General features: G+C 70.5%; 9 protein-coding genes. 5 read left to right on the top strand and 4 right to left on the bottom strand.

The window, feature by feature from the left end; all coding sequences use genetic code 11:
- Window positions 1–477 precede the first annotated feature (477 nt).
- Window positions 478–918 carry a VOC family protein gene (locus BM140_RS05725; RefSeq protein WP_091942941.1) on the top strand — a complete coding sequence of 147 codons (441 nt, stop codon included), beginning with the start codon at window positions 478–480 and terminating at the stop codon, window positions 916–918.
- 176 nt (window positions 919–1,094) lie between these two features.
- Here BM140_RS05725 and BM140_RS25740 read toward each other — a convergent pair whose 3' ends face one another.
- Window positions 1,095–1,259 (bottom strand): hypothetical protein, encoded by a 165-nt coding sequence (locus BM140_RS25740; RefSeq protein WP_165616400.1) that lies wholly within the window; start codon window positions 1,257–1,259, stop codon window positions 1,095–1,097.
- A gap of 114 nt (window positions 1,260–1,373) precedes the next feature.
- Window positions 1,374–1,889 carry a hypothetical protein gene (locus BM140_RS05720; protein ID WP_244535312.1) on the bottom strand — a complete coding sequence of 172 codons (516 nt, stop codon included), beginning with the start codon at window positions 1,887–1,889 and terminating at the stop codon, window positions 1,374–1,376.
- 673 nt (window positions 1,890–2,562) lie between these two features.
- Here BM140_RS05720 and BM140_RS05715 point away from each other — a divergent pair.
- From BM140_RS05715 to BM140_RS05705, 3 genes are all read left to right on the top strand, one after another.
- Window positions 2,563–6,219 (top strand): PAS domain S-box protein, encoded by a 3,657-nt coding sequence (locus BM140_RS05715; protein ID WP_091942939.1) that lies wholly within the window; start codon window positions 2,563–2,565, stop codon window positions 6,217–6,219.
- A gap of 176 nt (window positions 6,220–6,395) precedes the next feature.
- Window positions 6,396–7,451: a sensor histidine kinase gene (locus BM140_RS05710; protein WP_091942936.1), complete on the top strand. Its 1,056-nt coding sequence runs from the start codon at window positions 6,396–6,398 to the stop codon at window positions 7,449–7,451.
- A 166-nt stretch (window positions 7,452–7,617) separates the two neighbouring features.
- Complete coding sequence (locus tag BM140_RS05705; RefSeq protein WP_091942934.1) at window positions 7,618–8,043, top strand: SufE family protein; 426 nt, start codon at window positions 7,618–7,620, stop codon at window positions 8,041–8,043.
- Window positions 8,044–8,206: 163 nt separating this feature from the next.
- Here BM140_RS05705 and BM140_RS05700 read toward each other — a convergent pair whose 3' ends face one another.
- Both BM140_RS05700 and BM140_RS05695 read right to left on the bottom strand, forming a co-directional pair.
- Window positions 8,207–9,061, bottom strand: a complete 855-nt coding sequence (locus BM140_RS05700) for a DUF6456 domain-containing protein (RefSeq protein WP_091943313.1) — start codon at window positions 9,059–9,061, stop codon at window positions 8,207–8,209.
- A 478-nt stretch (window positions 9,062–9,539) separates the two neighbouring features.
- Complete coding sequence (locus BM140_RS05695; RefSeq protein ID WP_091942932.1) at window positions 9,540–9,977, bottom strand: Ros/MucR family transcriptional regulator; 438 nt, start codon at window positions 9,975–9,977, stop codon at window positions 9,540–9,542.
- A 433-nt stretch (window positions 9,978–10,410) separates the two neighbouring features.
- Between BM140_RS05695 and BM140_RS05690 the strand changes: the two genes are divergently transcribed.
- Window positions 10,411–12,564, top strand: a complete 2,154-nt coding sequence (locus BM140_RS05690; RefSeq protein ID WP_091942930.1) for a S9 family peptidase — start codon at window positions 10,411–10,413, stop codon at window positions 12,562–12,564.
- The last annotated feature ends 73 nt before the right edge of the window (window positions 12,565–12,637 follow it).

Raw genomic sequence — 12,637 nt, 5'->3', positions numbered from 1 at the left:
TCGAGATGGTTAATCTTCCGCAAATAGAGAACGACGGATGCGGGCAGCCGCCGGCGCGAGCGGGCGGGGTCTTCGCGCACGCTCGTTCGGTCTTCGCCGACGGAGCGACGCGATCCGATGGATGGTCTCTGCTGTTCCCCTTCCGCCAAGCTCGTTTCGAGCAACTCCAGCGGGAGCAGGCCCGGGGCGGGCGCCCGGCCCATACCCGCGTCCATACCCGCGTCCATCCCCCCATCCGCGGCCGCCTTCCGCCGCCGGGCCGAGCGATGCCTGCGCTTTGCCGATCAGCTCGATCTCAGCGCCGACCCGTCCGTGCCGGCGTTGCGCGATATGGCTCTCGAATACGAGGCGGCGGCCCGCGCCCTCGAGATGCAGCCGCCGCGCCTTGCCGACATCCCCTCGCCGACGGCCCGTTGACGCTCCCGCGCCGCGAGCCAGATACGCGCCCATCCCCGTGACGAGGCGACTGGAACGGCCATGGAATACCTGCACACGATGGTCCGCGTGGCCGATCTCGACCGCGCGCTCGCCTTCTACGTCGATGCCTTCGGCCTTCAGGAGGTGCGGCGCGTCGAGAACGAGAAGGGCCGCTTCACCCTCGTCTTCCTCGCCGCTCCCGGCGATGTCGAGCGCGCGAAAGCCGAAAAGGCGCCGATGGTCGAGCTGACCTACAATTGGGATCCGGAAGAGTATTCCGGCGGCCGCAATTTCGGCCACCTCGCCTACCGGGTCGAGGACATCTACGCGTTCTGCACGAAGCTGAAGGAGGCCGGCATCACCATCAACCGTCCCCCGCGCGACGGCTACATGGCCTTCGTCCGCTCCCCCGACGGCATCTCGATCGAAATCCTGCAGAAGGGGGACGCCAAGCCGCCGCAGGAGCCGTGGGCCTCGATGGAGAATACGGGGACGTGGTAGCGCCGCCGCGCCATCGCACGAGCGAGGGCTGAGCGCCCCCGGAGCCGCCGCTCAGTCTGTGCCCGATCGATCCCGGATCTGCCGGAGATCGGTGCGCCGAGCCCGAAGCCGGGCAGATCCGACTTCGGGGCGGGAGGCGGCGGCCAGCCGTCGAGCGGTCTGCCCGCCGCCCGCGTTCAGGCCTCGACCCTCGGGGTGATTCCGAGTTGCGCGAGCTTGGCGCTTACCGCCTCGACCGGGCGCTTCAGCCTCAGGCTGATGACCGAGACCGGCATGCCCTCGCGGGCCATGCTGCGCAGGTTCTGGACGGCGTCCAGGCTCCAGTTCGTTTCGATCGACATCGGTTTCCTCCTGTCGTTCGGGTCGCTGCGGGTCGGCTTTTTCCCGAAAGCCGGAAACCACCTTTCGGGCCATTGCTCTGTCGACGTGGATCGGTGCGCCGGGCTCGGCAACCGTCACGCCGAACATCCGTGCATGCCCGCGAAACGGGCAGGGCGCGCGGCCGTCACCGGGCGGGCGCCGCCGCTGCGGGCGGCGAGGGTGCGTCGCGCCGTCCGCTCGATCCTGAGCAGGATGTTGGAGCCGCCGATCAGGGCGCCGGTCTCGTCCCGCAACGGGGTCGGGTAGGGCATGAAGGCGGCGCGGCTGCCATCGGGCCGCTCCAGCAGCGCCTGCACGCCGCGCACCGCCGAGCCCTCGCGCAGGGTCACGGCCATGGGGCACAGGTCGTGCGGCAGCGCCGTACCGTCCGTGTTGTAGAGCCGCCAGGCGCCGCACCAGCGCGCCTTGCCGAGCACGGGGCGGAAGCCCCACAACTCGGCCGCCGCGTCGTTATAGTATGTGAGCCACCCCTCCGCGTCGGTGGTGTAGAGCGGCGCGGCGATCTGCCGGAACAGCTCGGCCCGCGACGGCTCGTAATTCCAGTCGGAATCGGGGGCGTCGAAGTCGTAAGCGAAAGCGTCTCTGCTCATCATGCTCCCCACGACGCGGGCTTCGAAATGCCCGCTGCCAGCATCTCGTGCCCCCCTCTGTCATGGGTTCCTGGGGGCTCGCCGACGGCCGAGGCCGGATGCGCGAGCCCTCCGGAGCGGCGCGCGACACGCCACCCTCCAGATCGTCCAACCCCGTGAAATTGTGCCGCGAAGCTTCCGGGGGCGGTCGCTCCGCGACGCCATGACCGGCATAGCGCCGGCCTGGGCTCTTCCGCGAGGTCTGATGCGGACGAAGAGTTACAGAGCATGTCACGCCGCCTCAGGCAAGCGCTTTCGCTGCATCTTTTCGATCTCGCCGAGATGACGCTGCGCGCAGGACTGATCTTTTTGCGATGCAAAACAATTCCAACCTGCCGATGACAGGCCGCAGCATGGTCCGAACAGGGCAATCCGGCATTGCATATGTTGCCAATTGTGCAAGCCGGCGGCGGAAGGGGGGCTCGACGACTTGCGCATCGGGGTGCCGCGCCGGGCGCCGGCCCGGCAGGGATCCGAACGGCCAAGCATTTACCGTGCCGGTGCTCCGGGCGGCCCCGCGCTTACGCCCACGGTTTAACTTCTGTATATCTCCGCCGGTGTCCCCGCTTCCTCCGGTTGCCCCGTCCGTCCCCTGTCCCGGCGCCGCGCGCCGGATCGCCCGGCGGGCCGCGCGGTGAGCGCGCCGCCTCCGGTGCCGGCGTCCCTCGCGTTCCTGGCGCAAGCCGGCGAGACCGGGCGTGAGATCCTGGCGCGCGACTGGTCCGGCCACGCCCTCGGGCCGATCGAGGCTTGGCCGGCGGCCCTGCGCAGCACGCTCGCGACGATGCTGGACTGCCCGGCGGCGATGTTCCTGGCCTGGGGGCCGGACGGCATCGTGTTCTTCAACGACGCCTATCGCCCGATCTTCGGCGAGCGGCTGCCGCGGGCGCTCGGCGCGCGCTTCCGCGAGATCTGGTCGGACATCTGGGACGATATCGGCCCGCTGGTCGAGGCGACGCTCGCCGGACGCAGCTCGTCCCACCGCAACCTGCCGCTGACGATGCATCGCCACGGTGTGCCGGAAGAGACGTGGTGGAGCTTCACCTACTCGCCGGTGCGCGACAACGACGGCGCCATCGCCGGCCTCCTCAACATCACCGCCGAGACCACCGCCGAGGTTCTGGCCGAGCGCGCCCGCCAGCGCAGCGAGGAGCGGCTGGAAATGGCCCTCTCGGCCGGCGGCAGCATCGGCATCTGGGACTGGGAGGTGGCCGCCGACCGCATCACCGCGGACGCGCGCTTCGCCCGGCTCTACGGCGTCGATCCCGCTCTGGCCGAAGCGGGGGCGCCGATCGCCGCCTTCTTCGGTGGCGTCCACGCCGACGACCTGCCCGAATTGCGACGGCGGATCGAGACGGCGGTCCGGAGCGGCGCATCGTTTTCCGCCGAGTACCGGCTGGTCCAGGCCGACGGTTCCGTGCGCTGGGCGGCGGCCGAGGGCCGCTGCCTGCACGATGCCGAGGGGCGCCCGATCCGCTTTCCCGGCGTCAGCTTCGATATCACCGACCGCAAGCGCACCGAGGCCGCGCTGCGCGAGAGCGAGGACCGGTTCCGCGGGATCACCGACACGATCGAGCAGATGATCTGGTCGACGCGTCCCGACGGGTTCCACGACTATTACAATGCCCGCTGGTACGAATATACCGGCATGCCCGACGGCTCGACCGACGGCGAAGCCTGGAACGGGATGTTCCATCCCGAGGATCAGGACCGCGCCTGGGCGGTCTGGCGCCACAGCCTGGAGACTGGCGAGACCTACCGGATCGAGTACCGGCTGCGGCACCGCTCGGGCCAGTACCGGTGGGTGCTCGGGCGGGCCAAGCCCCTGCGCGACGCTGCGGGCCGGATCGTGCGCTGGTTCGGCACCTGCACCGACATCCACGACCGCAAGCTCGCGGAAGAGCGCCAGGCCTTCCTCCTCACCCTCAACGACGCCCTGCGCGAGGCGCCCGACCCGACCGCGGTGACGCTCGCCGCGGCCTCCGCGCTCGGCACCCGGTTGAACGCGGCGCGGGCCGGCTACGGCGAGATCGATGCCTCCGGCGAGGTCGTGCGGGTCGAGCGCGACTGGACCCGCGACGGGACGACGGAGAGCCTCTCGGGCGAATCGCGCATCCTCGACGGGTTCGGGCCGGCCGTGGTGGCGGAACTCCGGGCCGGGCGCACGCTCACGGTGGAGGATTGCTACACCGATCCCCGCGCCGGACGGCGCTACGCCGCGGTCTGGGATTCGATCGGCTGCCGCGCCCTCGTGGTCGTGCCGCTGATCCGCGAAGGGCGGCTGCGCGCCATCGTCTACCTGCACGAGCCCGAGCCGCGGGCCTGGGCGACCGAGGAGGTCGCCCTCGTCGAGGACGTGGCGCAGAGGATCTGGCACGCCGCCGAGCGGGCGCGGGCCGAACTCGCGGCCCGGGCGCAGGCGCGCGAACTGCGCCTCATCGCCGATTCGCTGCCCGTGCTGATCGCCTTCTTCGACGCGGGCGGCCGCTGCCGCTTCGCCAACGCCGCCGGGGCGGACTGGTTCGGCGGCACGGCCCCCGTGGGGCGCCCCCTCGCCGAATTGATCGGCGACGCCTATCCGGCCGACCGCCCCCGCTTCGAGGGCGCGCTCGTCGGCCGCGAGGCGCAGATCGAACGGGCCTGGCCCCACCGCGACGGGCGCCGGCGGGTCGCCGAGATCCGCTACCGGCCCCGCCTGATGCCCGACGGCTCGACCGACGGCGTCTACCTGTTCGCCCTCGACGTGACCGACCGGAAACGGATGGAGGAGGTGCTCGCCCGCGAGGTCGATGCCCGCACCCGCGAGCGCGACCGGCTGTGGCAGACCACCAACGACCTGATGGGCACGGCCGGGCTCGACGGTTATCTGCGCAGCGTCAACCCGGCCTGGACGCGGCTGCTCGGCTGGAGCGAGCCGGAGCTGCGGGCTCGGCCCTTCCTCGACCTGATCGACCCGGAGGATCACACCGAGACCGGCGCGGTCCTGCGCCGGCTCGCCGCGCACGAACCCGTCACCGACTTCGTCGACCGCGTCCTGCGCAAGGACGGGGGGCGGCTCACGGTGATGTGGACGGCGGTGCCCGAGGGCGACCGCTTCCACATCGTCGGCCGCGACATCACCCAGCAGCGGCTCGCCGAGGAGCAGCTGCGGCAGGCGCAGAAGATGGAGGCGGTGGGCCAGCTCACCGGCGGCATCGCCCACGACTTCAACAACCTGCTCACCGGCATCGTCGGCTCGCTCGACCTGATGCGGACCCGCATCGGGCAGGGGCGCACCGAGACGCTGGACCGCTACATCGAGGCGGCGCTCTCCTCCGCCGAGCGGGCGGCGGCGCTGACCCATCGCCTCCTCGCCTTCGCCCGGCGCCAGCCGCTGGAGCAGAAGCCGGTCGATGTCGCCGCGCTGCTCGCCGGCATGGAATCCCTGCTGCGCAGCACGCTCAGCGAGGGGGTGCACCTCGAGATGGTCGCCGGTCCCGAGCTTTGGCCGACCCTGTGCGATTCGCACCAGCTCGAGAACGCGATCCTCAACCTCGCGATCAACGCCCGCGACGCGATGCCCGAGGGCGGAACGCTGCGCATCGAGGCCGGGAACACGACCCTCGCGGGCGCAGACCCGCGGCTCCCGCCGGAGGTCGAGGCGGGGGACTACGTGTCCCTGAGCATCGGCGACACCGGCCTCGGCATGGAGCCGGAGGTGGCGGCCCGCGCCTTCGAGCCGTTCTTCACGACGAAGCCGATGGGGCAGGGCACCGGCCTCGGCCTCTCGATGATCTACGGCTTCGCCCGCCAGTCCGGCGGCCATGTCCGGCTCGAATCCGCCCCCGGCCGGGGCACCACGGTGCGGCTCGTCCTGCCGCGCCATCGCGGCGCGGTGGCGCCCGCATCCGCGCCCGCCGCGAACGAGGCCCCGCCCCTGGGGCGCGGCGAGACCGTGCTCGTGGTCGAGGACGAGACGGTGGTGCGCGACCTCGTGGTCGAGACCCTGCGGGAACTCGGCTATCGGGCGATCGAGGCGCGCGACGGCCCGTCGGGCCTGCGCATCCTGCGCTCGGAGGCCCGGATCGACCTCCTCGTCACCGATGTCGGCCTGCCCGGCCTCGACGGTCGCCAGCTCGCCGAGCAGGCCCGCGCCGGGCGGCCCGACCTGAAGGTGCTGTTCATCACCGGCTATGCCGAGAACGCCCTGTTCGGCGGCGGCGAGCGCGATCCCGGCACGCAGATGATCACCAAGCCGTTTCCGGTGAAGGCGCTCGCCGCCCGCATCCGCGCCATGATCGAGCTATCGTGAAGCTCGGCCGCTCTGCCAAACCGCCCGAGCGGGCTATTCTGGCAAGCGCGCTCGGCCGCGTCGTTTAAGTCGACATGTGGACAAGCCGGAACGGCCCCTTTCCGCGTACGTTGACCGGCGCATCATCCGTGGAAACGGCGCGTTCGAGGCGTCGAGTCAGAGCGAACACACAGCGTATGGCAGCGGAGATTCCAGCGGGGACGGGGGGAGGGACGGGGCCGTTCGATCTCGGCGACGGCTTCCGGCGTTTCGCCGACCACGTGCCGCTGATGATGTGGCGCACGGATCATGCCGGGCAGACCGTCTACCACAACGAATGCTGGCTGCAGTTCACCGGCCGCTCCCTCGACGAGGAGTTGGAGAACGACTGGCGCCGCGGCCTGCATCCGGACGATTTCGAGCGCCATGCCCGCATCGTCGCGGCGGCGTTCGCGGCGCAGGAGCCCTTCACCATCGAGTACCGCCTGCGCCGCCACGACGGCGCCTATCGCTGGCTGCTCGATAGCGGCCGCCCGCTTCAGGAGAACGGGACCTTCCACGGCTATCTCGGCTCGTGCTTCGACATCACCGACCGCAAGAGCGCCGAGGAGGAATCCGCGCGCGCGCTGGTCGAGAAGGAGACGCTGCTCGCCGAGATCTATCACCGGGTGCGCAACAACCTTCAGGTGATGGTGAGCCTGATCGGCCTCTACGGCCGCGCCGCGCCCGAAACCTGCCGCGGCAGCTTCGACGCGCTCGGCCAGCGGGTGCGGGCGATCGCGCTGGTGCAGCAGCACCTGCACGAGGCGCCGCACATCGCCTCGATCGACCTTCAGGACTATCTGCGCCGCCTCGCGTCCGGCCTCGGCAACCTGCGCCGGCCCGGCCGCATCGGCGTCAGCGTCGAGGGCGCCGGCACCAGCCTCGTCGAACCGCGCACCGCCAACGCGCTGGGCATGATCGTGGCCGAGGTCGTCGCCGAATGCCTCGACGCCACCGCCGAGACGGTCAGTTGCGTCATCGCCATCCGGATCGATGCGGCCGCCGGTGCGCCGGTGCGCCTGTCGGTCGTCTCCGGCAGCGGCGAGGCGGCGGCGGCGGGCAAGCCCGGCGTGCCGATGCTCGGCCCCCGGCTGATCGCGGCCTACGCCGCCCAGGCCGAGATCGCGGTCAGCGGCACCGCCACGAGCGCCGATCCGCTGCTGCTCCAGCTTCCCGAGGCCCGGCCCTATGTGCCGCCGGCGGTGCCCTGACGCCGCGAGAGCCTCTGTCCGAAGGGGCTGGGCCGGCTTTCGGTAGAAGCCGATGCGTCACAACAGGTTAGGGCATCGTGCCGAATACGCGATACGGCATGATGCCCTATGCTCCCGCCCCCACTGCCCCTATATCGGGCCCGTCCCTTCGCTGTGTCCGTGAGCCATGCTGCCGAACCTCGACACGATCATCGAGAATTTCGAGATCCTCGACGATCCGATGGACCGCTACGAGTACGTGATCGAACTCGGCAAGACGCTGCCCGCGCTCCCGGCGGAAAGCCATGTCGAGGGCAACCGCGTCCATGGCTGCGAGAGTCAGGTCTGGCTCGACATCGCCCTCGACAAGGGGGCCGAGCCCCCCCGCCTCGCGCTGGCGGGCGACAGCGACAGCCATATCGTCAAGGGCTTCGTCGCCCTGATGGTCGCCCTCTACAGCGGCCGCACGCCCGAAGAGGCCCTGAAGGCCGACGGTTTCGACCTGCTCAAGCGCCTCGATTTCGGCGCCCACATCACGTCGAAGCGCTCTAACGGCGTGCGGTCGATGGTGGAGCGGATCCACCGCGAGGCCGGGCGGCTGGTGGCGGCGTAGACCTTCCTCGCCGAGAAGCGCTGCCGGTCCCGCTCTCCGCCTGACGGGGATGGGGATGCGCCGCGTCCTCCGGTTCGCGCCCCATCCCCTCGAGGCGATGCTATAAGTTTCTGCGCCGCATCATCTTTTTTGAAAGCCGGAAGCCACCTTTCGGCACGATGCTTCAGCGAGCCGCGCCGTCGCCCCCCGCCCGCCACAACCGCGTCCGGCCCCGCTCCGGCCCGCGCGCCTCCGGCTCGATCCCGTAATGCTCGGCCAGCCGCCCCAGGGCGATGCGGGCCACCACCTTGGCCGAGCGGGCCGGCCATTTGCGCTCGGATTCGATCCGTTCCAGACCTTTCAGGAAGCCGCACAGGTCGATCAGCAGGCCCGACAGGTCGAAGCCGACCGCCGCGAGCGCCTGATCGACCCGTTGGCGCGCCGCCACCGTCCGGTCGGTGGCGGCGGACGGATCGCGCGGGCCCCCGCCATCGACGCGCTGGGCCGTCCAGTCGGCGGTGACGCTCGGCAGCATCTGGGCCGCGGCGAGGTCGTGGCGCAGGCGCTCGCCCGCCGCGAAGGCCGCCGCGTCGATCATCGGCTCGCCGTCGCGCCCGCGCCGCCGCGCCATCCAGGCAAGCGGGCTCTCGGAGGCGTCGCGCAGGCGGGCCTCCGCTCCGCTCCCCTCCGGCACCGGATCGAGATGCTGCATCCGGAAGGCTTCGTCCCGCGGCTCCATCGCCCGCCGCAGCCGGGCGCGTCCGGCCGCGCCGATGACGAGGCGGTTGCGGCGCCCGTCGTCCCGGGCCGCGAGATCGGCGGCCACCAGGGCCTCGCCGGCCCGCGCGGGAAAGCGCCCGCCCCCGAGGGAGACCCCGCGTCCGCCGCCGCGGACGATCAGCGTGTCGGGCGCCGACGGGTCCGGGAAGGCATAGGCCCCCTCGGCCGCGAGCGCCGCCAGAAGCCGTTCCGCCTCGCGGCCTAATCCGCCGCCCGCCGCATCACGGCCTCGATTGTTCTTGTTTTGTTCCTTTGACATCATGCCCCCTAAAAGCCGCCGAGGCCCTCAGGCTAAAGGACAATCATCCTAAAACAAGCCTTGACAGTCCGATTGTGCGTCCTGAGGTTGCAGCGTTACGCTGCTAAAATTAACCTCAGGTTGGCACTGACTTTCGGTCGGCTTGGCCACTTTCGGCACGCGAACCGCATCCGTTGGCGCAGGATCGGATCGCGACCACCATCTCTCGTTCCGCCGCGCCTTCTTCGCGACGAACCCGTGCCGACTTCAGCGGACGAGATTCGAACCCACCCAGACGCACGAAAAGGTCGGGACAGCGCCGAGCCGGAATAGGCGATGGGGGTTCGGCGCCGGTGGCGGGGGCTGGGCGCACCGGACTTGCCTGTTGATAACTTGATTCGACGGTCCCCGATCACGAAAAAGCCCGCCGTCCCGGAAAGCGGGACGGCGGGCTTTTCCACAGGCTGCGAAGCTACGGCGGCCGGGGCCGCGAAGCGCCTCAGGCGGCTTCGTCGTAATTGCCCGGACGGGGCTGGCCGAGACCGATCGCCTTGGCGAGGTCGGAGCGGGCCTTGGCGTAGTTCGGGGCGACCATCGGATATTCGGGCGGCAGGCCCCACTTGGCGCGGTACTGCTCGGGCGAGAGGTTGTACTTCGCGCGTAGATGCCGCTTGAGGGACTTGAAGGTGCGCCCGTCCTCCAGACACACGATGTAGTCGGGCTGGATCGACTTCTTGATCGGCACGGCCGGCTGCTGCGGCTCGGTCGGCTCCGCCTTCGGAGCGACGCGGCCGGTGCCGACCTGGAGCAGGGCGCCGTGGACGGCTCCGATCAGGTGGCCGAGTTCGCCCGCCGGCACGGGGTTCTTGGTGACGTAGGCAGCGACGATGTCGGCGGTGAGGACGACGTAGTCGACCGGCGTCTCGGTTTCGTTCATGATTCGATACTGTCCCTTGATGCGGTGCCCCGCACACGGTCCAGCGCTCGGCTCTGCAAGGAGCGACGCGCGGATCGAGCAGGATTGGGCGGCTCAGCGCGCGCGGCCCGCACGTTATCGGTTGAGTGTGACGCCCCCAGCAATCACGCCCTCTACCTAGATCATCCAGATTAGGCCTGCAAGACAGAGCGGGTATGCAGGACGTGTCCTGCCCGTAGTTTCCTCAACACCGTCATGGTGGGGCGAGCGCTGCGGTTCATCGGCATTCACGGCCGCCCGCGCGATTCGGTTTCCTTGTCCGCTTCCTTGCCCGCGCGCCGATCATTACCGATTTGTCCCGTTCGTGCCCCGCGCATGCCCCGCGACCGCTGGCGCCTTGCGGGCGGGCCGCTCACGCGGCACATCCGGCGCAAACGACGCTGGAGCCCCGGCCATGACCTCTGTCCGCCCCCCCGCCTTCACCCTGCCCGCCGCCGCCCCGGCGGCGGACGCGCGTCCCCATGTCTTCACGGTCCACGGCCGGCGGATCGAGGACCCGTTCGCGTGGCTCAAGGCGCCGAACTGGCGCGAGGTGCTGAAGGACCCGGCTGCGCTGCCCGCCGACATCCGCGCCACTCTGGAGGCCGAGAACGCCTATGCGGCGGCGGCTTTGGGGGAGGCGGACGACCTGCGCAGGACGCTGGTGGCGGAGATGCGCGGGCGCATCCGCGAGGATGACGGCTCAGTCCCCGATCCCGACGGACCGTTCGCCTACTACACCCGCCACCGCGAGGGCGGGCAGCACCCGCTGGTCTGCCGCCGTCCGCGCACGGTCCACCGCATCGCCGAAGAGGCGGGCGATGCCGAGACCGGGGAGGAGATCCTGCTCGACGGCGACCGGGAAGGGGAGGGGCTCGCCTTCTTCGAGATCGCGGGCGCGGCCCATTCCGACGATCACCGCCTGCTCGCCTGGGGCGCCGACACCAAGGGTTCGGAACTTCACACCATCCGGGTCCGCGACCTCGACACCGGCACCGACCGCGACGAGCGGATCGAGAACACCGCCGGCGACGTGGTGTGGAACGCTTCCGGCACCGCCTTCTTCTACGTCGCCCTCGACGAGAACCACCGCCCGGCCCGGGTCATGCGCCACCGCCTCGGCACCCCGCAGGCGGAGGATCGTGTGGTCTACGAGGAGGCGGATGCCGGCTTCTTCGTCAATATCGGCCGCACCCAGTCCGGCACCTACCTGACCGTGACGGCGAGCGACCACGAGACCGCGGAAGTCCATCTCCTCGACCGCGCCCAGGACGAGGGCCCGCTCACCGTCGTTTCGCCGCGCGAACCGCGCCTGATCTACTCGGTCGAGCACTGGGGCTCGTATCTCGTCATCCTGACGAACGCCGACGGGGCGGTCGATTTCAAGATCGTCACCTGCCCGCTGGACGCGCCGGCCCGCGCCAACTGGGTCGATGCGGTGCCCTACCGCCCCGGCGTGATGATCCGGCACCTGCACGTGCTCGGGAATCACCTCGTGCGGCTCGAACTGGAGAACGCCCTGCCGCGCATCGTCGTGCGCGACCTGAAGGGCGAGGAGCACACGGTCTCGTTCGCCGAGGAGGCCTATTCCCTCGGTCTCCTGCCGGGCTACGAGTTCGAGACCAACCGCATCCGCTTCGTCTATTCGTCAATGACGACGCCGTCGGAGACCTACGACTACGATTGCGTCACCCGCGCCCGCATCCTGCGCAAGCGCCAGAGCGTGCCGAGCGGCCACGAACCCGCCGACTACGTCACCCGCCGCCTGTTCGCCACGGCCCCCGACGGCGAGACCGTTCCGGTCTCGCTGATCCATCGCCGCGATCTGCCCCTCGACGGCTCGGCGCCGCTGCTGCTCTACGGTTACGGCTCCTACGGCACGCTGATGCCGGCCTCCTTCCGCACCAACCTGTTCAGCTTGGTCGATCGCGGCTTCGTCTACGCCATCGCCCATGTCCGGGGCGGCACCGAGAAGGGCTGGAACTGGTACCTCGACGGCAAGCGCGAGAAGAAGCCCAACACCTTCTCGGACTTCGTCGCCTGCGGGCGGGCGCTCATCGAGGCGGGCTACACCTCGCAAGGGCGCATCGTGGCGCATGGCGGCAGCGCGGGCGGGATGCTGATGGGGGCGGCGGCCAACCTCGCCCCGGAGCTGTTCGCCGGAATCGTCGCCGACGTGCCCTTCGTCGACGTGCTCAACACCATGCTCGACGCCGACCTGCCGCTGACCCCGCCGGAATGGCCCGAATGGGGCAACCCGGCCGAGAGCGAGGCGGCGTTCGAGAAGATCCTGTCCTACTCGCCCTACGACAACGTCGCGGCCAAACGCTATCCGGCGATCCTGGCGCTCGGGGGGCTGACCGACCCGCGCGTCACCTATTGGGAGCCGGCCAAGTGGGTCGCGCGGTTGCGCGCGACGATGACCGGGGGCGGGCCGATCCTCTGCCGCATCAACATGGAAGCCGGCCATGGCGGCGCCGCCGGACGCTTCGACCGGTTGGAAGAGGTGGGGCTGATCTACGCGTTCGCGCTGATGGCCGCGGAGGCGGCCGGGCCGGGGGCTCGATAGGGCGAAGGCGGAGCCGCGCTTTCACCTCTCCCCGCCTGCGGGGAGAGGGGAGGCACGGTCGTCGGTGCGAATT

It is taken from the genome of Methylorubrum salsuginis, assembly GCF_900114375.1.
Lineage (GTDB): Bacteria > Pseudomonadota > Alphaproteobacteria > Rhizobiales > Beijerinckiaceae > Methylobacterium > Methylobacterium salsuginis.
Note: the sequence above shows the minus strand (reverse complement) of the source record. Positions and strands in the feature narration are given on the sequence as shown.

What these genes read in the sequence shown, in the direction of transcription:
- BM140_RS05720 (WP_244535312.1), bottom strand. Translation starts at nt 1,889, where the DNA reads ATGAGCAGAGACGCTTTCGCTTACGACTTCGACGCCCCCGATTCCGAC.
- BM140_RS05710 (WP_091942936.1), top strand. Translation starts at nt 6,396, where the DNA reads ATGGCAGCGGAGATTCCAGCGGGGACGGGGGGAGGGACGGGGCCGTTC.
- BM140_RS05700 (WP_091943313.1), bottom strand. Translation starts at nt 9,061, where the DNA reads ATGTCAAAGGAACAAAACAAGAACAATCGAGGCCGTGATGCGGCGGGC.
- BM140_RS05695 (WP_091942932.1), bottom strand. Translation starts at nt 9,977, where the DNA reads ATGAACGAAACCGAGACGCCGGTCGACTACGTCGTCCTCACCGCCGAC.
- BM140_RS05690 (WP_091942930.1), top strand. Translation starts at nt 10,411, where the DNA reads ATGACCTCTGTCCGCCCCCCCGCCTTCACCCTGCCCGCCGCCGCCCCG.
- BM140_RS05725 (WP_091942941.1), top strand. Translation starts at nt 478, where the DNA reads ATGGAATACCTGCACACGATGGTCCGCGTGGCCGATCTCGACCGCGCG.
- BM140_RS25740 (WP_165616400.1), bottom strand. Translation starts at nt 1,259, where the DNA reads ATGTCGATCGAAACGAACTGGAGCCTGGACGCCGTCCAGAACCTGCGC.
- BM140_RS05705 (WP_091942934.1), top strand. Translation starts at nt 7,618, where the DNA reads ATGCTGCCGAACCTCGACACGATCATCGAGAATTTCGAGATCCTCGAC.